The organism is Stieleria varia (assembly GCF_038443385.1).
Taxonomy (GTDB): Bacteria; Planctomycetota; Planctomycetia; order Pirellulales; family Pirellulaceae; genus Stieleria; species Stieleria varia.
The window spans coordinates 7,707,002-7,731,718 of the sequence record NZ_CP151726.1 but is presented as its reverse complement, the minus strand read 5'-3'; the positions used below and the strand labels follow the sequence as shown (position 1 = coordinate 7,731,718).

The following is a 24,717-nucleotide window of genomic DNA, read 5'->3' as shown; positions in this document are numbered from 1 at the left end:
ACGCGGCAAAATCAATGTCGATACGATTCACCCCGGCGATTCATTCTCTTCGTGAAGCACCGGTTCTTTGCCCACCCATCGCACAATCGCCACCAGCACCACCGACCCCGCCAGCAAACTGATCCAAGGCGAAACCCCCAACGCCGCCGGCACACACCCCACCGCGATGCAAACGGCCGCAACGATGATCGCGTAGGGCATCTGCGTCCGCACGTGCCGCACGTGGTCGCAACCGCTTGCACGACTGGACAGCACCGTGGTGTCGCTGATCGGTGAACAGTGATCGCCAAAGATCGCTCCTGCTAAAACGCTGCCGCACGTTGCCAAGCAAATCGCACCTCCGGGGCCCCCGCTCGGATCCATCGTGATTGCCAAGGATACCGACAATGGAGTTAGGATTCCCATCGTCCCCCAACTCGTGCCTGTCGAAAACGCGGTCAAACCTGCGATGACAAATACGATCGCCGGCAGCAATCTCACGTCCAATCCGTTGGAAAGTACCGCAGCCAAATAACCGCTCGTGTTCAATCGATCGGGCTCCGTCAGTGCAGACAAGGCCCAGGCAAACCAGAGGATGACCATCGCCGGCATCATCTGCTTGGCGCCACGATACGTTCCCCAAAACAAATCCACCGGTCGGCAACCGCCCATCCCCAGATGCATCAACGACGTCGCCGCCCAACCGATCGCCCCGCCCGCAATCAACGCTCGGTACGAATCACCGTTGCTGAACACCAAACCCAAATACTTCCATGTGGGAAGTCCAGCGTTCTGCGGTCCAAGTGAGAGATATCCCGTGATCATCAACACCACACCGACGACCGCGATGCAAAGCAACACCGGTATGATCGCGGCCAGCCACAGGTAGCGTGGCAATGAACTCACTGCTTCATCGTCACCAGATCCGTTTTCCGCAGAACCACCGCCATCGAGATGCCGGTCCATCGCTTCTTGTTCAGCCGATCGCATCGGGCCAAAATCTCGACCGGTTCGCGCGATGATAAAGACCATCACGAGCGCAAGCAGTGGATAAAAGCGATAAGGAATAGAACGAATGAAAAGCTCAAATCCCGCCGCTCGATCCGTGATCCCCGCAGCCATCAGCCCGTCACTCATGTACGAGATTTCGGTTGCCGCCCAAGTGCTAATGATTGACAGGCCGGCTACGGGCGCGGCTGTCGAATCAACCAGATATGCCAGCTTGCTCCGGGACATCCCGTAGCGATCCGCTGTCGAGCGCATCGTGCCGCCCACCAACAACGTGTTGGCATAGTCGTCAAAAAAAACGGCCAATCCCGAAGTGGCCACTAACGTCTGAGCACCGCGACGGGAGCGGATCGTTTTAGCCAATCCACCGATCAACGAACGCATGCCACCGCCGATCTCCAGCACACCGACCATCGCGCCAAGCAGCAAACTGAACAACAGCGCTTGCAGATGCGATGTACTCATGATCGAGTCCTGCATCGTGTAGCGAAAGTACAACAGCGGCGACAACAAAATCGAATCGTGAGGGGCCAGCATGACAGCGCCGCAAAACACTCCCAGTGCCAGCGGCAGCACCACTCGCTGTGTCGCGATCGCCAAGCAAATCGCAACCAACGGCGGCATTAAACTGTCAAACCCAAAGTCCATCAACGCGGCGTCCCAGACTTTGGTTCTGCGGTGTCCGAAACCTCATCTACATCGTCGGCTGCAATAAACTGAACCGCATCGGCAATCACGTGACCGTCGCTATCGGCATTGGTGATCTCAACGGTCGCTGACTGAGAGAATGAGTACGTGCCAACCACGTGTTGTCCCTTGGATGCTAAGTTCCGCTGATTGACGTGAACCGTCGTGCGTCGGCCATCCGCGTCGATGACGGTCACCGCAGCGTTGGTTGCCCGGTTGGAATACGGGGGCCAAAACAGCACCACTCGATAGTCACCCGGCGCAGGTAGCTTCGCAACATAGGTGGCGACGCACTCGCCTTTGTGGTCATCACCATCGTGCATATAGTCATGTCCCACCCGCGGCGAAGAAGAACTGCTAGTCATCCAAGGTCCTTTCAGGGTCGCCCCGTCATTGTCGACAACGACACCCGGTAACTTGCTCGGATCGATACCCGCCACCGGCTTTGGACCAACATGCTCCAAAATCTGTCCATTCTCTTTGAGCGTCTCTGCAAGCTTGTCGTACTGGACGTCGTGCAGCCGTTTGTTCTCATCGATCGCCAGCTTCGCCGCCGTTGCCGCCGACTGGCCCAAGACCATGAAAACGGGTTCCATGCGAATGGAGCCGAACGCGATGTGCGTCGCCGACAAACAAACGGGTACGAGCAAGTTGGACACTTCCTCGGCTTGGGGCAAGATCGATCGATAACTGATGCCATACGGGGGAAATCCACCGACTTGTACGTCTCCTTCATTGCGAACATGGCCATCGGCATCGACGTAGCGTTGCTGATTGTGTGAGTCCATGGTGTAGGCGGCCAGTCCAACCGGGTCGGGCACCGCGACGCCTTGGCAATTCTTTTGCGTCATCACATACTCGCCGACCATCCGCCGGGCTTCTCGTATGTAAAGCTGATTTTGCCAGCCGTTGCCATCGGTGAATTCGTCTTTGCACATTCCCCATCGTGAAACCGATTTGCGAACCGACAATGGAACCCGCGGATGGTTGGCCAGCGTCCACATCAATCCTTGCTGATACAGTCGATGTTCCGCCACGATTTGCTCACGTCGCTCATAGCTCGCTTCGGGATAGTCGTAGTTTTGCCCAATGAAATCCGTTGAGAAACCCGTCCGGTTATTCGTGTCCGTCTTGCGATTGGGCATCGGTGAATTGATCCAGGGGGCCGAATTCTCACCCGCTTCATAGTTTCGCAACATCAGTTCGTACCACTCCGGTCGATAGCCCTCGGGTTGATGAAACTCGATTCGGTTCTCCGGATGATCGGTCAGGCACATGCGAAAACAATACGCCTGAACGCGATGATCCGCGCCGCCTTCGATCCCCGGTCCTTCAGGGTCGATGTGGGGCAGCAGCCCGCTGTCGGCGTTGCCCGGGACGACGTACGGATCGATGCCTTTGAAGAGTTGGTGGTGTCGTGCCATCCTGGTTTGCACACCGTTGAGCGTCTCGCCGTACTGTGAATTCGCTTCGCGTCCCACCGTGTAACTCACGCCAGCGGTCGCCAGCAAATCGCCCTCGTACGTCGCGTCGATGAACATCTTGCCTCGATAAGTCTCGCCAGACTCCATTCGAATCCCGATGATTCGTGCCGGACGACTGCGAGTCATCATCACTCCCGCGTCGCGATCGAGTCGCTGGCCGTACACCACATCGATCTTGTTTTCATCGATCCAACGTTGATAGACGGACAAAGCGGCGCTGGGCTCAAATGTCCACATCGCATCTTCGCCCTGTTGCGTTCGTGATTGACCGTCGCTGCGATACTGTTCTTGAGTCTGCCATTTCCATGCTTCGGGCTGAGCATAGTGCTTGGCGATGTCTTGATAAAACTCGCGAGCGATGCCTCCGATCGCGGACTTGTTGCCGATATCGGTTTGCCCAAGCCCACCGGTGGTCAGCCCACCGACACGATCGGACGGTTCGATGACGACCACGCTCATTCCCATGCGTTTGGCCTGCACCGCCGCCGCGATGCCCGCCGAAGTCCCGCCGTAGATCACCAAGTCGGTCGACTGTTCTGCTTGCGACTGAGCTTGAGCTGAAGTTTGATGATTCGACTGGAGGCCACCAATACAAATCAGTGAGAGCACGACCAACGCGATCAGAAAACGGTGAGACATGAGATGCATCATTGAGGTGAGAGCAAGGTGGAATCGATCGATTGAGGGACGCTGCATCAATAGGTGGCGTAGTGGATTTCGCCAGAAATCCTGCAAGTGGCGTAATGGATTTCGCCAGAAATCCTGTCCGAAAGGAATTCTGACGAATCCCACTACCAAGTGCGCCAGCAAATGGATCGTCGATCCCTTCCATTTGACAACAGTGGTATCCGAGCGGCCAGTGGTAGTCCCAGCGACCAGTGTAGCCCTAGCCCGGATGATTCATGCGGATGATTGATTTTAGCGCAAACAGATTCTTGACATTGAGTTGGGACATCGTTGGGAAGTGCAGATTGTTTTTCATAACCCGACGCGTCAGCGAGGGATTTACCGAGTATCCCTCGCTGACGCGTCGGGTTATGAATCATCCGGGCTAGAAGGTTGCGCCGCAGCGGAAGACGCGGCATCGGCACTCATCCGCTGACGTCAGCCGCGTACTCGCTGCATGTACATCACGAACGCTTTGTCTAGCTTTGGCAGCGTGGTCTCAAACGACTCTTCGAACATCTTGATACGCTCGCGACCGGACAGTTCTGCCAGCGGCTTGCCTTCGCTCAGTTTCTTAAGATAAGCGACGTACTCTTCCCTCCGCGTTTTGAGCAAAAAGTACGTCAGCGCCCAGCTTTCACCGTACGCTGCCTCGGCGGTCGCTTCGCTGCTGAGACGCTTGTCATCACAGATCAGCGTTGCCAGCGAGTCGGCAGGACGCCGCGGTAAGTATTCTCGCCATCGCGCAAGATTCTTTTGATTGATACGCCCGATGCTTCGCCACATGGATGCACTACGGAAATCTGGCGACTCAAAGAACATCGCCAATCCTTCGCTGACCCACTTGGGATTGTCCGCGAACCGCTGCTGTACTCCGCAGTTGTACGCCAGTTGATGCGTGGCTTCGTGAATGATTGTGGCAACGTTTCGCTCCAAGTCAGGGACGTTGAACGTCGTCATTCGGTTACTCGACAGATGATAATAGCCGATGACCAAATTGGCCGTGCTGCCGACTTCCGCCCCGGCGTGTTTGAGAAACTCATTGCGATCGGACAACACCAATGCGACCAACGGAAACCGTGGTTCGGGCAAATCCCATCGTTGATTGTTCCAGAATGCAAAGAAGCCGCGGTGCAACTGTTCAAACAATGTACCGACTTGGCGAGCGTAGGCCTCGGAGGTGTTGTGCACGATCAAATAGTTGGCGGTTCGATACACGGCAAACCCCGCTGGCAACTCTTCCAGCATCCGCTCGTGCATCGCATCTGCCGTGATCGGCACCAACGGTCGATCGTCTGTTTCTCTGGAAATGATCTGATCGGGCTGGATCGTCCAAATTCGCCCATCATCGGACTGCAACAACAATCCACCATCAATCGCTTCCACGAGTGCTTCGCCGACCACCGTCCGCGTCGGCTCAGGCTTGCCGTTGACCAAGTCGTCCTTGCCGGAGCGAAACGTGACGGTCTCGACCGCCCAGGACGAAGCAACAAAGGGCGAAACCGCCATCATGCTGGTCATCACAATGGATAACGACGACACAAAATACAGGCCTTCGGTCAAATGCTTTCCAAAGCGATAGGTGATCACGTCACGATTCCGTGTGGTTTGATTCATGCCCATGGAGCAACGGGAACAAACAGAGATGAAAACAACGGGACATCAACAGTTTAGCCGAGCCTGTCGGAGTACTGGCCCGACGTTTTCGATTTTGCCGCAAATCCGACGATCATCACGCATCTGACCGGAATGACTCACCGCATCCAACGTCGTTTGGCCCAGCCCGCGAAAAACAAAATGCAGATCAAGTACCAGATCGCCAGTGACGCTTCCTGATATCGTGCCCCGCTATGCAGCAATGCAAACAGGCGTGTCCCCACACTCGTCACCCCCGGCGGAATCACCGGCAGAGTCGCAGGAACGTCGCCCGTCGCAAAAACAGCTACCGCCAGCATGCTGGCCAGCAAACTCCCCGCCAGCAGCGGCCGATCGATGCTCCAAATCCTCTTCGCCCAAGTCAAGTCCAGCCGCCCAGCATGAACGACATCTCGTCCGATTCCTTGATAACCCGTTCGCAATATCCAGTACGCGATCGGCACTCCTCGAACACTCAGAGCGATCCAAGTCGGCAGTAATGTCTGCTGGTAAATCGCTCGCATGCCGGGCAAACCCATCGCAAAGCATTTCACGATCATCAAACCGACGATCGGCCCTGGGATCAAGAACGCCGCCACCGCAGACACATCCACGACTCGCCGAAACACTGGTCGACCGCGCCCGAACATCGCCAGCGGCCATGCGACCATCGTCGCCAAGCAAGCCGCCCCCAGCCCGATCACGATCGTCCATTGATATTCTTTTGCAAAATCCAACGGGGCACGCAGCAAGCGGCTGATGCACTCGGTTGCCGACCACGTGACCTTAGCCACCGTTGAGCCATCCGCCGCCGTGATCAACGTCACATCGTGGCCGGCTTTGATCACCAAGCTGGCGATCGGGATCAACGTGATCAAGCTCGCGCAAACGAACAACGCGACGATCGCCATCGCTTGACTTGCAGCTGAATCTTCGCCGATATCCATCCGCGTGGCGTCGCCCTGATCCGCATCTGACAACTCTGCAAATGCCTCCGATGACGGACCTGCTACTCGATCTTGCAAGTCAAACGATCGATGTTTTCCCAAGAACCAATGGGCGATGATCGTCAAAGCAAAGACGGCCGGCAGCACCAGCGTGCTCAGCACGGAACCGACATCTGGATTGGCCGCGTGAAACAGATAAAACGAATCCGCCAACGTTCGCACCCCGTACAAATCCGCCACCGTCATCTCAGTCGCCGCAAACGCCGCCGTGGCCAACAAAGCAGTGATCGTCCAAGGAGCCGCGAGCGGCAATTGCACCGTCCACCATCGCCGCCATGGCCCCATCTCCAACGAAGCTTGCCTCAAGAAAACGCTTGGGATGCGTCGCATTCCCACCCACGTCGCCAGGGAAACCATCGCGGCACCCAGCAATCCATGGACCCACACGCACGCGACCATGCCGCTGTATCGCCCCGCTAAACCTTCGTACGTCCGGCTGCCAGACTGCGTCAGCGACAGCCAGCCGAACTTTCCCGCAGCGGCTTCCCACGCAGCGGCGTGCAAAACCATCGGAGTCGCGATCGCCGCCACCATTGCCAAGAAAAACAGGTGGCCGGCGAACCGACTTGCGACCGCCAAAAGTCCGTTCCCTCGACCGCCTCTCTTGAACGCAACGCCTAGCGATGAAGTCGCCACGGTAGCGCCCCATGCTCCGACTAATCCGACCAATCCTGATATCAGGACCGAACCGACCATCAGTTGCAGCGTCAGCAGGAGAGGTTGCCACCAATTCAAGGATTTGTTCCTGCGGGTTGTGTTCGGTTCACGTTGCGTCAATCACAATGTTTTCACCATGAAAATCTCCGCGATCCCACAACTGTACCGCAACCTCCGCCGATGGCGGGAGATCCTGGCGGTCTTGAGGCGATATGGTTTGGCGGATTGGTTCAGCCAGTATGAGCGATTTCCCCTGCGAGGTTTCTTCAAAGACCCCTCGGGTACGCCGCTGGCAGAATATTCACGCGAGCAACGCGTTCGCATGGCGCTGACCGACCTGGGGCCGACGTTCATCAAGCTCGGCCAAGTCCTCGCGGGACGCCCCGACCTGACCGGACCGGAACTCGGCGAAGAACTCAAACGCCTTCGCGCCAACGTTCGTGCCGACAGCATCGAAACGGTCCAGAAAACGCTCGCCGCTGAGCTGGGAGAAGACTACCAGTCGCATTTCGCGTCCATCGACCCCAAACCGCTAGCGACCGCATCGATCGGACAAGTCCACCGTGCAAGGCTCAAAGATGGTCGTCGCGTAGTCATTAAAGTCCAGCGGGCGGGAATCGAAAAGACCGTCCGTGAGGACATCGAAGTCCTCTCCGGCCTAGCCGTACTCGCCGAACGTGTCGAAGCTCTCGCGGCGTGGGGACCGAGCGATGTCGCCAATCAGCTCGCCCCGATGATCACGCGTGAACTCAATTTCGATCGCGAACGCCAGAGCTTGGAGCACTTTGCCCATTGGATCGCCAAAAATCATCCTCAGGTCGTCGTGCCCGTTCCGGTGACGTCCTTGTGCACAAGACGTGTCCTGGTGATGGACGAAATGGTCGGTCATTCACTGGAAGCCTACTTTGGCACCGATGATGCCTGCCAACCGGACACGCCAACCACCTCGACGACTTCTGCCCCATCACCATCCACTTCATCACGACCAGCCAATGGTCGCGTGAAAGACACTGAGGGCGAGCCAGGAAAGACCGATGCCAAGTCACACACCGTGATCAGGTCCAAACAAGAGCTGGCCACGCTCGACGCCGGCACCAAACAGCGACTCAGCGAAACGCTCGCGGAAGTGTACTTGGGGATGATCTTTGACCAGGGGCTCTTCCACGCCGATCCGCACCCCGGCAATCTGTTTCTCCTGGATGACGGTCGACTCGGGATTCTCGATTTCGGGATGACCGGACGCATCGATGAAATGTTGAGAGAAAATATCGAAGACATGCTGGTCGCGGTCGGACGCGCCGATCAAAACCGCTTGGTTCGTCTCATAAGGCGAGTCGGCAGCACACCACCGACACTCGACGAGTCGGCCTTGGCCATCGATGTCGCGGATTTTGTTGCCACCTATGGGAAACAAAGTCTCGGCGGTTTTGACTTGACCGGCGCGCTCAACGAGCTGACCGCGATCCTGCACCGTCACTCGATCAAGCTGCCCAATCAGTCGGCGCTTGTCCTGAAGATGCTGATTTCGTTGGAAGGCACACTGTGCGAACTCGGTGCGAGTTTCGACTCTCTGGAAGTCGTCCGGTCGCTTGCACGTAAAATCGCACTTCGCCGCATCAGCCCCAAACGCAGATTGAGACAAGCCCAACGCATCTACTTGGAAGCAGAGAGTTTCCTGGAGACCGCGCCGGACGAAGCCATCTCGTTGATCCAACAAATTCGACGTGGCGACATCAAACTTTCGTTGGACCATCAGCGACTCAGCCCATCGGTCAACCGGCTGGTGTTGGGAATGATGACCAGCGCCGTCTTTCTCGGTTCGTCCCTGATGATGGCATTCAACGTACCGCCGCTGCTGTTTACCGAGACCGAATTCATGGGGATGCAAAACGTCAGCTTGCTGGGCATTCTCGGCGTCGGCGGCAGCATCAGCGTCATGTCGTGGCTGCTGCTAGCGATCGGTCGCAGCGGCCACCTGACAAGAAACAACGACGATTGAGAGGGCGGTCGTCAGCCTGTTTGCCCCGCACGCCCCCCCCTGTTTGACCCGAAGCCGCAGGCGTAGGCGGCGCCACCTTCGACCCGCAAGTCAACTGACCGCCCGCCTCAAGAATCCTCGTCGCCCAACTCCGGATCCTCATCAACCGAGATCTCCAACCCCTTTAGCACTTCGCTCAGCTGAGCGTCCAATGCGTCCAATTGGGCCAGAACATCATCCTGTCGTTGCTCCAATTCGGCCAGCAATTGTCCAGGTTCATAGGGGTCGGCGTTGGCAGCAGCAGGAGAAGACATCGGCGGTCCGTGTTGAGGATCGGCTTGAACCAAGCCGGTCGGGCGGTCTGCGTTCTCGGGCCTGAACCCCTGTCAGCCGACGGTTACAGGCCGAGAACTCCCGTGAAATCGGACCTTCCTGGGGGCTCAATCCGCTGTCGTTCCGATCAATCCTGTCACACCGGTCGGGTAAAGATTGCGGATTTTGAAGGCTTGTCCGGCGGTATCGATTCTGCCGACCGAGCGATTCGCACCGGATCGGGGCCGGGGGCGGTGGATAGACGGCCTAAAACACGAAAAAAACCGGGTGAACAAGAAAAGATGGCCGTTGCAGGAACCACAGTACGATCGTTACACTTCGTGGCCCTGCGAAACACGACTGCGCTTCGGACATCCCTTTTCGGGGGGCGTCTGAGCATTTGCTTGTGAAACTTCGTACTTATTGAAAGAGGACTCAAAATGTTAGTGGAGAAAAAATGGTCAAGTTGATGGTTCGTGACAGCGAAACAATCCAAGAAGCTGTCCGTCGTTTCCGTAAATTGGTTGAGCGTAGCGGGATCAAGAAAGAAATGCGTCGCCGGGAGCATTATCAGAAGCCCAGCGAAATCCGCCGCCGCCAAAAGATCCAAGCGGAACGTCGCAACCGTCGAGCCCGAATGCTTGGCCGATAGACCCACCTTGGCGACCGCGCAGTCGCCCAGCGTCTAAGAATCCGAGCTCAAGACTCTGAGTTCAAAAGCATTTCCCAGGCGAACAAGCACCGCATGATCGGCCAATACGTAGCAACAACCGATCATTGACTGGGGTAGTGGACGAGGTTACGAGTCCTAATGCACGGGAATCGTAACGTCGTCCACTACGAAATGCGTCACCTATTGATCGTGCGTTATTTAGCTCGTCATTGTGTGTTTATGGAAAAGAAGTGAACCCGATCGTCAAATCTGGCGACATAGAATCAGCAGACAAATCCAGGTCAATCGAATTTCATTGACCTGACGACCCGGGCGTTTAGCTCAGTTGGCTAGAGCATCTCGTTTACACCGAGAGGGTCGGGGGTTCGAGTCCCTCAACGCCCATTCTTAAGTCTTTGCAAAAAGCGACTTGCGGCGACAAAAGCTGGTCCAGTGCGTGACACCACTGCGACGTCAAGTTGAGGATTGCTTGACAGCGACGTTGTCATTCACATCAATACCGGTGGGGCACTGGTCAGGAACAAGAGTCCGTGCGATTCACCATTGATGGATGCCGTTGCTGCGATGTCAAAGTTCTTTAATCACAGCGGCAGGTCTGACAATAAAGCCTGACCCCGGTTCGACCAAGTCATGGAGGTCGACAAGTTGTCCCCCCGGGATAGAGAAAGCCTCCGCCGGACGAGCTACCTTCGGCCCCAGCGGTTGCGCTGATGTCGCATGACGCGACACTGTCGCGGTCAGGTTGACGACAACCTCAAACGGTGCTGGGCGACGTTTTTGCCGTTTTTCCTAATGATTCACCGCTAATTTGCGATTGGTACAGGTTGTGCATTGCCCTTCCTGCGTAGTTTAGCTGTAGACCCACCGGCCAAATTTCGATAGTAATACTGCGACGATTCGTACTGTTTTGCCAGTCGTCGGGGCATTTTTCAAAGCGACCATGTTTCACAAGCTCCTCACCTATTCGACGATGATCGCCGTAGTGCTTCACGCGCTGCTGGGTTGTTGCGTGCATCACGCTCACGCGGGTCACACGCACCGTCACAATGTTGACCAGGTGATGTTGGACGTTCCGCACGTGGTTGGACTTGACGACGCTGGCCACGATCATGACGGACATGCCCACGAAGGCCACCGGGCTCCGTGCTTTGATGACGACACGAATGAAATTGTTTCCGAACATCCTTGCTCAGAATTGCCTTGTTCGGGTTCACATGCACCGCATGAATCCTGCGACGAAGCGGACTGCAATATTGTTGCGGATCAACGAGACAATGACATTTCGTTGATGTTGATCGTTGATTGGTCACCCTTGCTGACGTGTTGCTTGTCGTTGTCGTCGCAAGAATTGCTCACACCACGCAAGCCGTATGGCTCGCCGCCCGATCCGCACTGCGTGCAGTCGCCTCTCCGCCTCAAGACTCAAGTTTGGCGTCTGTAATGGTCCGCTCTCGTCCGTGATTGGATGAGAGTGTTCGTGCCTCTTTGCCGATGCGGAAGTCGTAAAGATTTTCGATCCTCGTGCCTCAGCTCCAACACTCTTGGTGACACCCGCAAGCACTGACCTGTGTGGCTGGTGTTCGCCGTTCATCTGCTACGGACGCTTCTTGGCGTTGACATTCCTTTGATCCACACGCATCCGAATCGTGGATCGGTTTCTCCGGCAGTTGTTCCATTGGTTTCGATACCATGAAAATCCGAATGCCCAAAGTCCCCATGAAGTGGGTTTGGTTCGTCGCCACGCTGATCATTGTGATCATCGGTGGTTTTACTTGGCAGCATTGGTTCCCGGCCACCAAGGCGTGGGTCGATCGAACCGCGGTATCGTTCCGCAATGGAGACGGCGAATCGCACGTGGGTGAAGCGGCTGGCGAGGTTGATTCACATGCCGGTCACGATCATGCAACGCATGCTGGGCACGACGAGGCGACTTCGCTCGAATTGTCACCGCAAGCGATCCGAAACATCGGATTGTCCGACGAAACGATCCGCCCCATCACGCTGGAAACGTTCCGCCGCTCCATCACGGTCCCCGCCGTGGTTGTCGAACGCCCCGGTCGCTCGCGAGTCCAAGTTGCCACGCCGATGACCGGTGTCGTCACCCATGTTCACGCCGTGCAAGGCGAAGCGGTTGAGCCGGGAAGCCTGTTATTTCAGATTCGTTTGACCCACGAAGACCTCGTCAACGCACAAACCGACTTTGTCCGTACACTCGGTGAGCTGGATGTGGAGAATCGCGAGATCACCCGTTTGGAGCAAGTCACCAGAAGCGGTGCGGTCGCGGGTAAGATTCTGTTGGAGCGGCAATACTCCCGCGACAAGCTGAAAGCGAATCTCGGTGCTCAGCGTGAAGCGTTGCGTTTGCACGGCCTGTCGGACGACCAAGTGAATGAAATCGAACGCGAGCGACGGCTGCTGCGTGAGCTACAGGTTTTTACCCCGAGCGTGGATAGCCACGGTGAAGCCGAATTGCGATTGACTCGGCATTTCGTCCAGGCGAATTACGTTCTGGAAGATGCGTCCAAGCACACTGGCTCTCAGCACACTGGCTCTCAGCACACTGGCTCTCAGCACACTGGCCCGTTGATCCTGCAAGACTTGGCCGTACACAAAGGACAATCCGTCAACGCAGGCGAAACACTTTGTATCCTGACCGACTACGACGAGTTGTTCATCGAAGGTCTTGCGTTCGAGCAAGACATTCGACAGCTCCGAAGTGCGTCACAAAACGGTTGGAAAGTCGAAGCGATCATCGAACAACCAGGCTCCCAATCCCACGTTATCGAAGCCTTGGATATTGCCTACCTGGCCAACCAAGTGGATGCCACGTCACGCACCTTGAACTTCTATGTTCGGCTTCCAAACGAAGTTGCGAAGGATCGTCGCAACGACGGCAATCGCTATGTCGAATGGCGCTACGTCCCCGGTCAACGGATGCAGTTGCGAGTACCGGTCGAAGAAATGCCGGAGCAAATCGTGGTTCCCGTCGAAGCGGTGGCGAGCGAAGGAGCGGAAACATTCGTATTCCAGCAGAACGGCAGTCACTTCGACCGAGTGCCAGTTCATGTGAAGTACCGCGATCAGTACTCCGCCGTGATCGACAACGATGGCTCACTGTTCCCCGGTGACGTCATTGCGATGCGTGGCGCTCATCAGATGCAAATGGCTCTCAAGAACAAGTCTGGCGGTGGCGTTGATCCACACGCAGGACACAACCATTGAAGATTGTTGGTTGCAGATCGGAGAATAAAGGATGGATGGTCGTGAGTTGAAACAGCGGACGCAGGTGTTTGCTCTGAGTGTGATGAAGATGATTGAAGCGTTGCCGCAATCATGATCGCCTTAAGAAAAACCCACAGCAGCAGATAGACATAAACAATCTGCAAACTCCAATCATCATCATTGTGCAATGTTAAATTCAATCATCCGTTTCGCACTCCGACAACGCCTGCTCGTGATCGCCGTTGCCATGTTCCTGGTGGGCTACGGGACTTGGCAGGCGATGCAGGCCCCGATTGACGTCTTCCCCGACCTGAACCGGCCGCGCGTGGTCATCATGACCGAAGCACCAGGGTTGGCGCCGGAAGAAGTGGAGACCCTGATTACGTTCCCGATTGAAACAGCGGTCAACGGGGCCAACGGCGTGCAAGCGGTTCGTAGTTCATCCGGCGTCGGTATCTCGGTCATCTATGTCGAGTTTGACTGGAACACGGACATTTACAACGACCGTCAAATCGTCAACGAACGATTGCAACTCGTTCAAGAACGGATGCCGCAGGGCGTCAAACCAACCCTCGCACCGATCTCTTCGATCATGGGTCAAATCCTGATGTTGGGAATGTGGAGCGACGAAGGTGTGACCGAACCGCTTGAGTTACGAACGCTTGGTGATTGGGTGGTCAGGCAACGGCTACTCACGATACCTGGTGTTTCGCAAGTATTCACCATGGGCGGCGGGCGAAAGCAGTTTCAAGTTTTGGTTGATCCAGATGCCATGCTGCGTTTCGGTGTGTCGCTGAACGAAGTCAAGCAAGCAGTTCAGAACAGCAACCAGAATGCGACCGGCGGATACCTGGACGAACAAGGTCCGAACGAGCTGCTCGTTCGTGCATTGGGTCGCGTTCAGAAAATTGAAGACCTGCAAAAAGTCGTCGTCACGCTGAAAGAAGGACGTCCGATCGCGCTGGGGCAGATTGCAAATGTCATCGAAGGCCCGCAGGTGAAACGTGGCGATAGTTCGGCGTTTGTAAGAAATGGAGAATTGAGAACAGAGAATGGAGACGAAAAGAACTCTCCCCCTCTCAATTCTCAGTTTTCCACTTCTGGGTGGTCCGGAGGACCAGCCGTCATTCTCACCATCAACAAGCAACCCGGTGCTGACACGCGGCGAGTAACCGAAGATGTGATGGCGGCGATCGACGACTTGCGTCCTTCGCTTCCCAGTGACCTTCGCATCGAACCGCTTTACACCCAAAAGTCGTTCATCGACCGAGCGATTGAGAATGTGGCCGAAGCACTTCGCGATGGCGGTATCCTGGTCGTCATCATCCTGTTCCTGTTTCTCATGAATGTCCGCACCACATTCATTACGTTGACGGCGATCCCACTTTCTTTGGTGATGACCGCGATCGTTTTTTCCGTTTTTGGATTGTCGATCAACACCATGACCTTGGGCGGTTTGGCCGTTGCGATCGGTGAATTGGTGGATGACGCTATTGTCGATGTGGAAAACATCTATCGCCGATTGAAGGAAAACCGCGCGAGCGAAAACCCAAAGCATCCGCTGTTGGTCGTGTTTCGAGCCAGCATCGAAATCCGTAACTCGATCGTGTTCGGCACGATGATCGTCATCCTTGTGTTCCTGCCGCTATTCGCACTGTCGGGCATGGAAGGGCGTCTATTTGCTCCGCTCGGTGTCGCCTACATCGTTTCGATCCTATCGTCGCTGCTGGTCTCCTTGACCGTCACTCCCGTGCTCTCGTACTGGTTGCTCGGCAAGCAGAAACTCAAGGGACAGGAGAAAGACGGCTTGGTCTTGCGAGCGATCAAATGGGTTGGCGACAAAGTCATCCGCTTCAGTCTCACGGTGCCGCGACTGAACCTCGCCGTTACGGCGGTGTTGGTTGCGTTGGCCGGCATGTTCCTAGTGAGTCTTGAACGCGATTTTTTGCCGCCATTTAACGAGGGTGCGGTGCAGCTAAACGTGGTGCTTCCTCCGGGAACTTCGCTGACAACTTCCAACGACATCGCCGGTCGCATTGAAACTCGATTGCGTCAGATCGAAGACATCAAAGGATTTGTTCGGCGAACCGGTCGTGCTGAGTTGGATGAGCACGCCGAGGGCGTCAACATGAGCGAGTTGATCCTGGAACTCGATCCAGATTCACCGCGTTCCCGTGAAGAACAGCTCGAAGAAATTCGTGAAGCAATGGCCGACATTCCCGGCATTGTGACCGCTGTGGAACAACCCATCGCCCACTTGATCTCCCACATGATTTCCGGCGTGAAGGCACAGATCGGTATCAAAATTTACGGTGATGATCTCGACTTGCTCCGTCGCAAAGCGGGGGAGATGGAAGCAGCGATGTCAGCTGTGCCGGGCGTGACCGACTTGTTGGTTGAACCGCAAGTCATCATTCCGCAAATGCGAATCGAACTAGATCGCGACAAGTTGCTGCTCTACGGCCTTAGCGCAGTGGAGGTAAATGAGTTCATCGAAACGGCATTGAACGGACAGGTGGTTTCCGAAATCTTGATTGGACAACGAACATTCGACCTGATGCTGCGTCTGGATGAAGACTATCGCGAAAACCTGCAAACGCTGCGTCGCCTGACGATTGACCTCGCCGATGGCGGCAAGCTGCCACTGGAATCGGTCGCCAACATTTACGAATCCGGCGGGCCAAACACGATCAATCGAGAAAATGTTCGGCGGCGGATCGTGTTGCAATGCAATGTGTCCGAGCGCGGTGTGGTCGATGTGGTGCAAGACATTCAAAAAAAGGTCCAGCCGATCGTCGAATCACTGCCGCCGGGCTATTTCGTTCAGTACAGCGGTCAGTTTGAAAGCCAGCAGTCGGCCTCGCGGGTGATCGGCATCCTGTTCGCGGTTTCACTCCTCGGCGTGTTTTTGGTGCTGTACACAATGTTCCGCAGCGTCAATCTGTCGCTGCAAGTGATGATGGCTTTGCCGATGGCGTTTATCGGTTCGGTGGCCGCGTTGGTCATCACCGGTCAAACGCTGACGGTTGCCGCAATGGTCGGATTCATATCACTGGCGGGGATCGCATCACGCAACGGCATCCTGTTGCTGAACCATTACCTGCATCTTGTGCAGCACGAAGGCGAGGACTGGTCGAAGGAGATGATCGTTCGCGCCGGACTGGAACGTCTCGCTCCCGTGCTGATGACTGCACTCACTTCCGGAATCGGGTTGGTTCCGTTGGTCATGGCGGCGGGCGAACCCGGCAAAGAAATCCTGTATCCAGTCGCAACCGTCATCCTCGGGGGTCTGATTAGCTCGACGTTGCTCGACTTCTTCGTTCACCCGGCATTGTTCTGGCTGATCGGACTGAAAGCGGCGCAGCGAGTTGTCAACGAATCGAAAACTGAGACTCCTCTGTTTGAAGAATCCTGAAACAAGGAAACTCACCAACAGATCAACCCTTCTCCGTCACGGACGACTGAGACCACCTTGCCCCATTCCGAATCCGCGACCTAAGACAGGAGGGGAACGGATCATCTCTCATGAAGGAAAGTTTGATATTGAAACAAATTCCAAGACTACTGTGCTTCGTCGCACTCGCGTCTGTCGGCAGCGCTGCCTGTGCCGAATAGTCGATCACATTCGGCTTGCCCCAGTGGAAAGAGACGCACTTTGACGATTCGGCCAAGGCACAACAGCACATCGCGGCCGTGCAGAATCTGGGATGCGAATCCAAGATCGACGACCACGCGACCACGGGGGCGAGGACACTAGAAATCTCAAATCAACCAGCTCCATTCAGGAAAAACCAATGAAACGCTCTACAAAACTCTTCACGCTCGCGCTCGTTTCCGTCACCTTCGGCTTTGTTGGATGCAAAGACGGCGGCACCAACGCTGGAACTGGCGTGGGAACGTCGCCACCTCCGGCCACCGTTGACGCCCATGACGATCACGCCCATCCCACCGAAGGGCCGCATCACGGCGGATTGATCGAACTGGGCAACGAGGAATACCACGCCGAACTCGTTCACGACGAAGACACAGGCTCGGTGACAATCTACGTGCTCAACGCAGCCGCGACGGAGCAAATCCCGATCGAATCAACCGAGATTACGATCAATGTCAAACACGACGGAAAGCCGGAACAATTCAAGCTGGCCGCATCGCCTGATGAAAACGATCCGCAAGGCAAGTCGTCACGCTTTGTTTCGGCTGACGCGGAACTCGGTGTACATCTGGATGAAGAAGGGGCCGAACCAAAACTTGTCCTAACGATCAACGGAAAGTCGTTCCGAGGAACGATCGCACATGACCATGAATGATCAATGATCGACATGAATAATCGACGATCGTCGATTGGAGATCGGGGCGACGTGATTTTTGCGAGGTGATTCTGTTTTGGCGCGGTGCCCGAAATTGATCCAAGGTGCTCGGCGAGCTTCCGGTTTCCACTCCCCTTCCCCCAAGAACGGAGTGAATGCCCTCAAAACCGAGTGAATGCGGGCGGGTTAAGGCCTTTGGCATGGGGGTTGCACCCACGCTGGAGACGGAAGCACGGGCTCAACGACTCGTGTCATCGTGCCTGATCAAAGCCTTGCTTGATAGCCTTGCTTGATCACGGGCGTTGACGACATTTTCGCGACTGTTGACTCCCGCGGTTCGACGTTTTGGCGGTTGTAAATAGAACCTCCCGATTTGGAGCTCACCGCCTCTCTCCAAACACACCTTAGGTAATCTCATGTTGAAAGCACTCCTGAACAGTTCCCTCGCAGTCGCCATTACTCTTTGTGCCGTTGGCTGTGATGTCGACCAAACTCGTGAAGGTGAACTCCCTGACGTTGACGTCGATGTGAGCGGTGAACCTGGGCAACTGCCCGCATACGACGTCGATGCTCCCGAAGTGGATGTAAAGATGGAAGAAAGCACCATGAAAGTGCCCGACGTCGATGTCGATATGAAGGAAAAGAAAATCAAGACGCCGGACGTGGATATCACACTTCCCGAGGACGAATGATCAGTTGCGATCGCGAACGATGCGCGTTCCCTGTTGACGTCCCAATCCGAGACGCCAGCAGGGTGACGGACCACGCAGCGGAGACCAAAAAGCAAATCGACAAGGGTATTCATGATGCGGCAGCTTTCTTCAACGCTCTTATTTGTTCTCGCCATGATCGGACCCGCAAGCGCTCAGTCATCGGCTGAGTCAATGGTCACTAAGGTGGAACGAGCGATCGTCACACAAACTAATGACTTTCGAAAAGAAAATGATGCATCGCCTGTCAGCGAGAACGCGGAATTGTCTGAGGCGGCATCCAAGTTTGCCAAGTTCATGGCTGACACCGACAGATACGGGCACCATGCCGATGGTCGCACTCCGGCTGAACGAGCCAAGGCATCTGGCTACAAATATTGCGTCGTCCGCGAAAACATTGCGTATCGAACCAACACCGGCGAGGTGACTGCCAAAAGCCTGATTGATGTCTTTGTCGAAGGCTGGATCGACTCGCCCCCGCACCGCGAGAACATGTTAGCGGATTACGTGACGGAAACGGGCGTCGGTGTTGCGACATCAGACGACGTCACGTTCTACGCGGTTCAATTGTTCGGTCGCCCAAAGGCATCCGCGATCAAGTTAAAAATAGCCAACGAATCTGGTGACAGCCGAACACTAATCGTCACGTCAAATGACAGTGAAGATGAGGTCGAGCTGCCATCGAGGGCGATCGTCACGTTAAAGCGTTGTTTTCCCACGACCATTTCCTTAGCAGAAAGCGATTCAGGAATCAGGCTTACGGAGTCGACGCAATTGAGGATCACGGCAAACGAGCTCAGTCGTTCGCAGCAGAAGGAACCGCAATGACCTTCCCGCTTGTTGTCGTCACCAAATCGTGGTCTATCCTTAAGGCGGATCAATGGGAACGGACCTACTGACCGCGATCGTCGTGATGATTCTTGTCTCGCTCGCGAGCGGATTGCTTACGGGGCGGTATCTTTATTCCGACAAAGGCCAACGGACGATCGCTTGTCTTGCGACCGCAGTGATCGGAATGGTCTTTTTTCTGTTTTACGCATCAGGTCAGTTGTTTTGGGCCAAGATAGTGCCATCGTCGGCAGCGATCATCTACACCAACTTGGCTGCCGTCTTCGCAGCCCTGGCGGCCGGCTGGGCTTGGCGTTTACCGAAGACGCCCATGTGGCGACGTTCCATCATGACGGTCCTCCTGGCTTGCGGCTCCCTCGCCGCGATCCTTTGGCCGCTGCTGTCGATGGCTGTTCGGCCACCTCCGACAGGAGGCGACCAATGGAAAGACGGCGTCGCAATGCAGACGTCTTGGGCAACGTGTAGTCCAGCCGCCGCAGCTACATTGTTTCGTGCGGAGGAAATCGACGTCAGCGAGTCGGAAATGATCCCGCTCTGCTTGACCGACTCCAGCGGAACGCCGACGCTGGGTCTGTACCGCGGCGTGAAGCTGATTGCGAATCGCAACGGCCACGACGTTGAGCTACTTGATGGTTCGATCCCTGATTTGCTCTCTTCCGATGATTGGCCCGTCTTGCTCGCGGTCGAGTTGGCGTATGGTGAGGAGGATCGTACTTACGTGGAACAATGGGGCTGGATCCCTGGCATGGGACATTCCGTTGTCGCACTAGGTCGAGGGCCGAATGGAGGTGTCCTGATCGGTGACCCATCAGTAGGCTTAGAGGAATGGACTGAGAAAGATATGGAAGTACTGTGGCACGGAGTCGGCTTGAGGATTAAGTGAAATGTCTATGTTTGACTCAGTAGAACTCAGCCTAGTGCATCGTCCGGTCTTGATTTTGGGGTTAGCCGTTTTGGCGTTAGCCACGGTTGTGTCACGAAAACCGTGGCTAACGCCAAAACGGCTCATCTACCGAACCCACGTTCTAAGACTGGACGATGCACTAGTGCGACCACCATGCGGTGAGTCTAGTGTGACCCCATGTCAATCTGTCTAAGCAGCTATCGGGATCGAGGTGAAGCGATCTCTATCGAACTTCTCTAGCTCAAACTCAAAGGCCGTAGGTCATGCTATGCATGACGCATTGCGTTCAACGCAACTCGGGCACCCTGGACGTCACCGAGAGTCTTCTCCGAAAACAATCCACCGGACGTAAAGGTGAGCGTACCGTATTGCGTCATGCACAGCATGACCTACCGATTCTGAGCCCAGCAAGCCGGGATTGCGGATTTGCGCGTTCATCGCAGAATCCCTCTTGCTGGCCTGGTCAGATTCTATAGAATCTGACGGACATTCGATAGATCCCATTCAGGTTTGCCCTTGCCCAGTTCAGCCAGTACCCGTTCGCCCCTTCATGGGGATCGTCGTGATCACGTCGTTCAGGCGGTGATTGCGCGAGTGATTTCTGGCGACTTGGCCGGCGGAGATCGTTTGGTCACCCAGGATTTGGTGAACGAGCTGAACGTCAGCGCGACTCCGGTGCGTGAAGCTCTTGCTGTCTTGGCCGGGCTCGGCGTGGTGGACTTGCTGCCCAACCGAGGTGCGGTCATTCACCAATTCACTCGCCGGGAAATACGTGACATCAGTCGCGTCCGACGTGCGTTGGAGTGCGAAGCGATTCGAGGTGCATGTGGGCGCATTCCACCGTCTCAGTTGCGGCATTTGGAAGCCGAATTTGAAAGGTTGTCACAATCACCCATCAAAGGACAACGCGGCATCAACAAGGCACGAACGTTGGACACGCAACTGCATGACGCGATCCGACAGAACTGTGCCAATGCATTTTTAATCCGTGAATTGGAGCGACTTGGGCATCTGTTCCGATCCTTTCGCGACGCTTCCTGGAACGATGCCAGTTCGCGAAACGACAGTGATCGGCTGGCCGAGGAGGCAGCCGAACACCTGCTCATCGTGCAATCGCTACGTCGCAAGGATTCCAAAGCCGCAGTCAGGCACCTGTCGCGTCACATCGCTGCGTCGTCGCGATATTGGAGTCGCGTTGTTGAGCAAGGCGGATGAAGGATGAAGGATGAGCTGCGGGGAATTCTGGCGAATCCCATTGCGATCTGTGTCTTTGAATGTTGGGCTATTCTTAAATACCACGACCAAACCGAGAGAAACCGATGAAAGAATTTAGCATGATTCCTACCGAAGACGAATTGGCCTCGTTGCAGAGAGACTTGAGCTTTCACCCGACGGAGAATCCATCGCCCAAGGTACTGGCCTCCGACCAAATCGAGCGATTCAATCGTGATGGCTACTTGGCACCGTTTTCGGTTTTCAGCGAAACAGAAGTGCAGCAAACACGTGAATACTTTGACGACCTGTTGGCCAAAGTCACCGCGGCGGGAGGCGACAGTTATTCGATCAGTTCGGCGCACCTGAAACATGGTCGTGTCTACGACATCTTGCATGACTCACGGATCGTCGATCGCGTCGCAGATTTATTGGGTGAGAACGTGATCGGCTGGGGGTCGCATTTCTTCTGTAAGATGCCCGGCGACGGCAAAGCAGTGGCGTGGCACCAGGACGCCAGCTATTGGCCGCTTTCTCCATCCAAAGCGGTTACGGTCTGGCTCGCGATCGACGACGCGGATCGGGAGAACGCTTGCATGAAGTTCATCGCTGGTTCACACACGTCGGGACACATGACTTACCGCCCCAGTGATTCGACCGAACACAACGTGTTGAATCAGACCATCGACAATCCGGAACAGTACGGTACGTTAGTTTACGATCCGTTGGCGGCTGGGGAGTTTTCGATTCACAGCGACTTGTTACTGCACGGTAGCGAAGCCAACGAGTCGAACCGACGACGATGCGGTTTGACGCTCAGGTATTGCAGTGCCGACGTCCGAGCGGATCTTGGCTGGAGCCAAAAAGGAGTGCACGTGCGGGGCACTGACCCCAGTGGCCATTGGAGCAATCAGCCTCGACCCGAGTGAGTGCTGTGCAGGTAACCGGGGGGTTTTTAGTGCCGGTTTGAGTTTGGGGCGTGTCAGCCTGGAAAGGCTGACGTACACAAGCTCAGACGCGGCCTAGGATTCGATCGAGCGAATCGGAAGTCTGGTAAATCAAGGCTTCGGGGTAATGCGGATAGGGATGAAAGTACTCGAAGGTGACATAGCCCTCGTAGCCGATCGCATCGAGTTGCGTCATCACCTCCGGCCAATTGGTGGTTCCGTCCAGCAGCGGTCGAAAGGTTTCCAGAGAGTAGTCGGTGCCCTTTTTGGTGAACTCCTTGAAGTGGATGTTTTTGGTTCTTTTGCCAAGAATCGGCACCCAGTGCTCAGCGTGTTGAAACATCGAGATGTTGCCGGTGTCAAAGTGCACTTGCACGTTTTCGCTGCTGAATCCATCGACGAAGTCATTCATTTCCATCGGCGTCATCAAGAATCCGTTGAAAAAGATATTCTCCATATTCAAGGAAACCTTCTTCTTCTCCGCGCCGGCGACCAACTTGCCCACGGCTTCGCGTGCGAGTTTTTCACAGACGTCGTTGGGCACTGGTTGGTGGTCGTCTCGCCAGGGAATATGGACTGCACCTGGGACGACGAGCAAGTTCTCAACGCCCATGGTTGCGGCGGCGTCCGCCATCATGCCTGCCAATTCGATTCCGCGTCCGCGTTTGGCCGGGTCGAGGCTCGACAGGGGATAGGGCCAAAATAGAAATGAGCACAGGCCGCTGATTTCGATGCCGATCTCGTCGGCCATGTGACGGATCGCGGCGAGCTCCTTGCCGTTTGCTTTGGGCGACAGATCATTGTCCAAGTCATAGTTCAGTTCGATGCCGTCGAATCCGGCGTCTTTGGCCAACTGCAGGCACTCGCGTAGTGTCATGCGTTCAGGATAAGGAAACGCCCACAGGTTGATCGATTTCCGTGCCGCAAAGCGTTTGGGCGATGACTTGCGATCGTCGCCTTTGCTGTGCCCTGGTGTGTCTGCGTTGTCCTGTGCCGAGCTGGACTGCGTGGTGATCAGTGATGCAGCGGCGACGCCAGACGCGGAGAGTCCCGCGATCAACGCATCGCGACGACTGACGGAACGGTTCTGTCCCAACGGCAGGCAGCGTTTGGGTTCGTTGGTATTCATGACGTGGGCTCCTGGGGTGAATCGCCGGCCGGAGAGGATGGCTGGTCGGGAGCATTATCGCTGATCAGAAGGCCCGTGTGGGCGATCAGCAGTCCATGTACTCGACTTGGACTCGCACAATTTCGGCTGCGCTTGCAAAGAACGCATCGAGAATTTTGGGATCAAAGTGGGTTCCGCGTCCCTCTTCAAGAATTTCAAAGCATTTTTCGCGAGCGAGCGCTTTCTTGTAGGGGCGTTCGGACGAAAGTGCATCAAAAACATCGGCCACCGCTGTGATGCGTCCTTCCAACGGGATGTCTTCTCCGGCAAGTCCGATCGGATACCCAGATCCGTCAAATTTTTCGTGGTGAGTTTGAGCGATCGTCGCAGCCAAACGCATCAGGGAGCTGCCGTCACGCAGCATTTCGGCACCCGACTCGACATGGCTACGCATCGCCCGTGCGTCATGTCCCATGAATGGATTGATGATTTGCCGGCCGTGCTTGACGTGCGTTTGGATGATCTCGAATTCTTCCGGTTCAAGCTTCCCGGGTTTCAGCAAGACGGCGTCGGGCACAGCGATCTTGCCGACGTCGTGCAACTGTGCCGCCAGTTCGATGTCGGCGACGAATCGTTTTGGCAAACCGAGACTTGCAGCGATGATGCCCGCGTATCGTCCGACGCGAATGACGTGGTTGCCCGTGTCGTTGTCACGAAGCTCTGCGGCGCGGGCGAGGCAGTAGATCACTTGGCGGCGAGAAAGCTCCAGCTCACGTGTCCGCTGCCGAACGGTTTCCTCTAGTTTTGCGGCGTGGTGTGCCAACTGATCCTGGTGGATTTTGCTGAGCAAGGCGTTGCGAACACGAGGGGCCAACTCCACCGGATCGACCGGCTTGACCAAAAAGTCCGTCGCCCCCAGTTCCAGACACTTTAGTTTGACTTCCGAATCGCCATTGGCGGTCAAGATCAGTACCGGCAGGTGTCGAAATCTCTCGACCTGGCGAACTTGTTTGAGGATCGAAATGCCGTCGACATGGGGCATGTTGATGTCCAACAGCAGGACATCCGGCATGCAATGGTGCACCATTCCGACTGCGAGCGTCGAATCGGTGGTCGTTTCAAAATCAGTGTATCCCGCTTGTGTCAACAGTTTCTTTGCGACCAGAACATTCGCAATCTCGTCGTCCACGATCATGATCTTTCCGCGGGGAACGCTCTGTTGCCCCGTTGCTGTTGTACGCGGTGGCTGCTTCAGCTCCGGTGGAACAACCGCTGGTTGCGCAACGAGAGGGGACGCCGTTTGACCGGCGACTGGCGGAATCGAATGGGGAGACGATGTGGGCATGTTCTGAGGCGGGCAGGAAGGAACGCT

Annotated in this window: 19 protein-coding genes and 1 tRNA gene; 11 read left to right on the top strand and 9 right to left on the bottom strand. The window is 55.8% G+C overall.

Translation table 11 applies throughout. The annotated features are described in order from the left end of the window. Nucleotides 1-27: 27 nt before the first annotated feature. The 4 genes from Pla52nx_RS25935 to Pla52nx_RS25920 form a co-directional block, all read right to left on the bottom strand. On the bottom strand, nucleotides 28-1,635 hold the full coding sequence (locus tag Pla52nx_RS25935) for a Na+/H+ antiporter NhaC family protein (protein WP_146518812.1): 1,608 nt from the start codon (nucleotides 1,633-1,635) through the stop codon (nucleotides 28-30). Further along, nucleotides 1,635-3,797 (bottom strand): FAD-dependent oxidoreductase, encoded by a 2,163-nt coding sequence (locus Pla52nx_RS25930; protein WP_197454350.1) that lies wholly within the window; start codon nucleotides 3,795-3,797, stop codon nucleotides 1,635-1,637. Before Pla52nx_RS25930 ends, Pla52nx_RS25935 begins: the two co-directional genes overlap by 1 nt. Nucleotides 3,798-4,262: 465 nt before the next feature. Then, nucleotides 4,263-5,345, bottom strand: coding sequence for a DUF1570 domain-containing protein (locus Pla52nx_RS25925; protein WP_146519610.1), 1,083 nt, complete (start codon nucleotides 5,343-5,345; stop codon nucleotides 4,263-4,265). Nucleotides 5,346-5,578: 233 nt separating this feature from the next. Beyond that, complete coding sequence (locus Pla52nx_RS25920) at nucleotides 5,579-7,201, bottom strand: ABC transporter permease (RefSeq protein ID WP_146518811.1); 1,623 nt, start codon at nucleotides 7,199-7,201, stop codon at nucleotides 5,579-5,581. 58 nt (nucleotides 7,202-7,259) lie between these two features. On the opposite strand from Pla52nx_RS25920, the gene Pla52nx_RS25915 reads away from it, so the two are divergent. Further along, nucleotides 7,260-9,122: an ABC1 kinase family protein gene (locus Pla52nx_RS25915; RefSeq protein ID WP_146518810.1), complete on the top strand. Its 1,863-nt coding sequence runs from the start codon at nucleotides 7,260-7,262 to the stop codon at nucleotides 9,120-9,122. 107 nt (nucleotides 9,123-9,229) lie between these two features. Here the strand turns inward: Pla52nx_RS25915 and Pla52nx_RS25910 are convergent, their stop codons facing one another. Beyond that, nucleotides 9,230-9,415, bottom strand: coding sequence for a hypothetical protein (locus Pla52nx_RS25910; RefSeq protein WP_146518809.1), 186 nt, complete (start codon nucleotides 9,413-9,415; stop codon nucleotides 9,230-9,232). 455 nt (nucleotides 9,416-9,870) lie between these two features. On the opposite strand from Pla52nx_RS25910, the gene rpsU reads away from it, so the two are divergent. Next, nucleotides 9,871-10,065, top strand: coding sequence for a 30S ribosomal protein S21 (gene rpsU, locus Pla52nx_RS25905; protein ID WP_146518808.1), 195 nt, complete (start codon nucleotides 9,871-9,873; stop codon nucleotides 10,063-10,065). A gap of 331 nt (nucleotides 10,066-10,396) precedes the next feature. Then, a tRNA-Val gene (locus tag Pla52nx_RS25900) sits at nucleotides 10,397-10,470 on the top strand. Between the two features lie 370 nt (nucleotides 10,471-10,840). On the opposite strand, the gene Pla52nx_RS25895 is transcribed toward Pla52nx_RS25900, so the two are convergent. Continuing rightward, nucleotides 10,841-11,269, bottom strand: coding sequence for a hypothetical protein (locus Pla52nx_RS25895; RefSeq protein ID WP_197454349.1), 429 nt, complete (start codon nucleotides 11,267-11,269; stop codon nucleotides 10,841-10,843). A gap of 506 nt (nucleotides 11,270-11,775) precedes the next feature. On the opposite strand from Pla52nx_RS25895, the gene Pla52nx_RS25890 reads away from it, so the two are divergent. Together Pla52nx_RS25890 and Pla52nx_RS25885 are read left to right on the top strand one after the other, a co-directional pair. After that, nucleotides 11,776-13,308, top strand: a complete 1,533-nt coding sequence (locus Pla52nx_RS25890; RefSeq protein ID WP_231741771.1) for an efflux RND transporter periplasmic adaptor subunit — start codon at nucleotides 11,776-11,778, stop codon at nucleotides 13,306-13,308. A 187-nt stretch (nucleotides 13,309-13,495) separates the two neighbouring features. Further along, a complete protein-coding gene (locus tag Pla52nx_RS25885) occupies nucleotides 13,496-16,723 on the top strand; it encodes an efflux RND transporter permease subunit (RefSeq protein WP_146518806.1) in 3,228 nt (1,075 codons plus the stop codon). Between the two features lie 146 nt (nucleotides 16,724-16,869). Here the strand turns inward: Pla52nx_RS25885 and Pla52nx_RS25880 are convergent, their stop codons facing one another. Next, complete coding sequence (locus Pla52nx_RS25880) at nucleotides 16,870-17,040, bottom strand: hypothetical protein (protein WP_231741770.1); 171 nt, start codon at nucleotides 17,038-17,040, stop codon at nucleotides 16,870-16,872. A gap of 62 nt (nucleotides 17,041-17,102) precedes the next feature. Here Pla52nx_RS25880 and Pla52nx_RS25875 point away from each other — a divergent pair, with 62 nt between their 5' ends. From Pla52nx_RS25875 to Pla52nx_RS25850, 6 genes are all read left to right on the top strand, one after another. Beyond that, on the top strand, nucleotides 17,103-17,615 hold the full coding sequence (locus Pla52nx_RS25875) for a hypothetical protein (protein WP_146518805.1): 513 nt from the start codon (nucleotides 17,103-17,105) through the stop codon (nucleotides 17,613-17,615). A 416-nt stretch (nucleotides 17,616-18,031) separates the two neighbouring features. Further along, nucleotides 18,032-18,307, top strand: coding sequence for a hypothetical protein (locus Pla52nx_RS25870; RefSeq protein ID WP_146518804.1), 276 nt, complete (start codon nucleotides 18,032-18,034; stop codon nucleotides 18,305-18,307). A 153-nt stretch (nucleotides 18,308-18,460) separates the two neighbouring features. Continuing rightward, nucleotides 18,461-19,153, top strand: coding sequence for a CAP domain-containing protein (locus Pla52nx_RS25865; protein ID WP_231741768.1), 693 nt, complete (start codon nucleotides 18,461-18,463; stop codon nucleotides 19,151-19,153). Nucleotides 19,154-19,205: 52 nt separating this feature from the next. Further along, the gene (locus tag Pla52nx_RS25860) at nucleotides 19,206-20,057 is read left to right on the top strand and encodes a peptidase C39 (RefSeq protein WP_197454348.1); all 852 of its coding nucleotides are present in this window, start codon (nucleotides 19,206-19,208) and stop codon (nucleotides 20,055-20,057) included. A 531-nt stretch (nucleotides 20,058-20,588) separates the two neighbouring features. Then, the gene (locus Pla52nx_RS25855; RefSeq protein WP_146518802.1) at nucleotides 20,589-21,293 is read left to right on the top strand and encodes a GntR family transcriptional regulator; all 705 of its coding nucleotides are present in this window, start codon (nucleotides 20,589-20,591) and stop codon (nucleotides 21,291-21,293) included. A gap of 104 nt (nucleotides 21,294-21,397) precedes the next feature. Further along, nucleotides 21,398-22,219, top strand: coding sequence for a phytanoyl-CoA dioxygenase family protein (locus Pla52nx_RS25850; RefSeq protein WP_146518801.1), 822 nt, complete (start codon nucleotides 21,398-21,400; stop codon nucleotides 22,217-22,219). Between the two features lie 82 nt (nucleotides 22,220-22,301). Here Pla52nx_RS25850 and Pla52nx_RS25845 read toward each other — a convergent pair whose 3' ends face one another. Continuing rightward, complete coding sequence (locus tag Pla52nx_RS25845) at nucleotides 22,302-23,366, bottom strand: sugar phosphate isomerase/epimerase family protein (RefSeq protein WP_146518800.1); 1,065 nt, start codon at nucleotides 23,364-23,366, stop codon at nucleotides 22,302-22,304. Between the two features lie 85 nt (nucleotides 23,367-23,451). Continuing rightward, nucleotides 23,452-24,690 (bottom strand): HD-GYP domain-containing protein, encoded by a 1,239-nt coding sequence (locus Pla52nx_RS25840; RefSeq protein WP_146518799.1) that lies wholly within the window; start codon nucleotides 24,688-24,690, stop codon nucleotides 23,452-23,454. Nucleotides 24,691-24,717: the final 27 nt, after the last annotated feature.

What these genes read in the sequence shown, in the direction of transcription:
- Pla52nx_RS25935 (WP_146518812.1), bottom strand. Translation starts at nt 1,635, where the DNA reads ATGGACTTTGGGTTTGACAGTTTAATGCCGCCGTTGGTTGCGATTTGC.
- Pla52nx_RS25930 (WP_197454350.1), bottom strand. Translation starts at nt 3,797, where the DNA reads ATGTCTCACCGTTTTCTGATCGCGTTGGTCGTGCTCTCACTGATTTGT.
- Pla52nx_RS25925 (WP_146519610.1), bottom strand. Translation starts at nt 5,345, where the DNA reads ATGACCAGCATGATGGCGGTTTCGCCCTTTGTTGCTTCGTCCTGGGCG.
- Pla52nx_RS25915 (WP_146518810.1), top strand. Translation starts at nt 7,260, where the DNA reads ATGAAAATCTCCGCGATCCCACAACTGTACCGCAACCTCCGCCGATGG.
- Pla52nx_RS25910 (WP_146518809.1), bottom strand. Translation starts at nt 9,415, where the DNA reads ATGTCTTCTCCTGCTGCTGCCAACGCCGACCCCTATGAACCTGGACAA.
- rpsU (WP_146518808.1), top strand. Translation starts at nt 9,871, where the DNA reads ATGGTCAAGTTGATGGTTCGTGACAGCGAAACAATCCAAGAAGCTGTC.
- Pla52nx_RS25895 (WP_197454349.1), bottom strand. Translation starts at nt 11,269, where the DNA reads ATGTTCGGAAACAATTTCATTCGTGTCGTCATCAAAGCACGGAGCCCG.
- Pla52nx_RS25890 (WP_231741771.1), top strand. Translation starts at nt 11,776, where the DNA reads ATGAAAATCCGAATGCCCAAAGTCCCCATGAAGTGGGTTTGGTTCGTC.
- Pla52nx_RS25885 (WP_146518806.1), top strand. Translation starts at nt 13,496, where the DNA reads ATGTTAAATTCAATCATCCGTTTCGCACTCCGACAACGCCTGCTCGTG.
- Pla52nx_RS25875 (WP_146518805.1), top strand. Translation starts at nt 17,103, where the DNA reads ATGAAACGCTCTACAAAACTCTTCACGCTCGCGCTCGTTTCCGTCACC.
- Pla52nx_RS25870 (WP_146518804.1), top strand. Translation starts at nt 18,032, where the DNA reads ATGTTGAAAGCACTCCTGAACAGTTCCCTCGCAGTCGCCATTACTCTT.
- Pla52nx_RS25865 (WP_231741768.1), top strand. Translation starts at nt 18,461, where the DNA reads ATGATCGGACCCGCAAGCGCTCAGTCATCGGCTGAGTCAATGGTCACT.
- Pla52nx_RS25860 (WP_197454348.1), top strand. Translation starts at nt 19,206, where the DNA reads ATGGGAACGGACCTACTGACCGCGATCGTCGTGATGATTCTTGTCTCG.
- Pla52nx_RS25850 (WP_146518801.1), top strand. Translation starts at nt 21,398, where the DNA reads ATGAAAGAATTTAGCATGATTCCTACCGAAGACGAATTGGCCTCGTTG.
- Pla52nx_RS25845 (WP_146518800.1), bottom strand. Translation starts at nt 23,366, where the DNA reads ATGAATACCAACGAACCCAAACGCTGCCTGCCGTTGGGACAGAACCGT.
- Pla52nx_RS25840 (WP_146518799.1), bottom strand. Translation starts at nt 24,690, where the DNA reads ATGCCCACATCGTCTCCCCATTCGATTCCGCCAGTCGCCGGTCAAACG.